The sequence below is a fragment of the Cellulosimicrobium cellulans genome (assembly GCF_042723955.1).
GTDB classification, from domain to species: Bacteria; Actinomycetota; Actinomycetes; order Actinomycetales; family Cellulomonadaceae; genus Cellulosimicrobium; species Cellulosimicrobium cellulans_H.
Window position 1 is genome coordinate 36121 of sequence record NZ_JBHXIC010000028.1, and the last position, 1190, is coordinate 37310.

General features: G+C 70.0%; 1 protein-coding gene. It reads right to left on the reverse strand.

The annotated features are described in order from the left end of the window. Positions 1-848 (reverse strand): 2-isopropylmalate synthase (locus ACFWH7_RS09990; RefSeq protein ID WP_463054457.1); only part of this gene is annotated, 848 nt, incomplete at its 3' end. Between the last annotated feature and the right edge of the window lie 342 nt (positions 849-1190).

Here is a 1190-nt window from a genome sequence, read left to right on the forward strand (position 1 = left end):
TGCCCGAGGTTGCGGGTGCGCCGGCGTTTGCACAACTGCCTGCCGTCGATGGGGGGGGCGCCGGCCTGGCACCCCGGGGCGGCGGCGGCGCCCGCGGTGCCGCGGTCGTTGTGCGGGTGCAGCGACAGGACGACGTTCTCGCGGTGGTTCAGGTGCCGGTTCATCCACTCGATCGAGTCGGCGTAGACGTTCGGCGTCGCCATCTCGACCGTGGCGGGCAGGTTGATGATGACCTTGCGGTCCGGGCGGGGCTCGAAGACCTCGAGCACCTCGTTGCAGATGCGCGCGGCGAACTCGAGCTCGGTCCCGGTGTACGACTCGGGCGAGTACTCGTAGTAGACCGTCGTCTCCGGGACGGTCTCCTCGAACTTCTTGCACAGCCGCGCGCCGTCGACGGCGATCGCGATGATGCCCTCGGGGTCGGAGCGGAACACGACCTCGCGCTGGAGCACCGACGTCGAGTTGTACAGGTGGACGATCGCCTGCTTGGCGCCCTTGATCGCCTCGTAGGTGCGGGCGATGAGGTGCTCGCGCGACTGCGTCAGGACCTGGATGACGACGTCGTCGGGGATGCGGTCCTCCTCGATGAGCATCCGGACGAAGTCGAAGTCGGTCTGCGAGGCGGACGGGAAGCCGACCTCGATCTCCTTGTAGCCCATCTCGACGAGCAGCTCGAACATGCGCAGCTTGCGCTCCGCGTTCATGGGTTCGATGAGGGCCTGGTTGCCGTCGCGCAGGTCGACCGCGCACCAGCGGGGGGCGGTCTCGATGCGCTTGTCGGGCCACGTGCGGTCGGGCACCGACACGTCGATCTGCCGGTGGAACGGCAGGTACTTGTGGATCGGCATGCCCGACGGCTGCTGCGGGTTCGCGTCCGTGGCGGTCGGCGTCGAGGAGGGGGCTGAGGCGTTCATCGTGGGTCCTTCGGGTCGTCTGATGGGTGTCAGCCGGCACACCGACCACCGCGACGAGGGACCGGCTAGAGAGCCTCGCCGCGGCAACGAAGGAGGAGCTGCCGCATCAGGTGCACGACGCCACTGTACTCCTCCACGGTCCGTACCCCGAGGACGTCCGCTCCTCGGGCACGTCGTCCGTGGGCCCGCCGCGGCAGGGCCGTGCCTCCCCGCGCGACGGCACGACGCACGCGCGGGGGGCCCCGCGCGGGGGGGTTCGCTCGTTCGCCAGGCCGG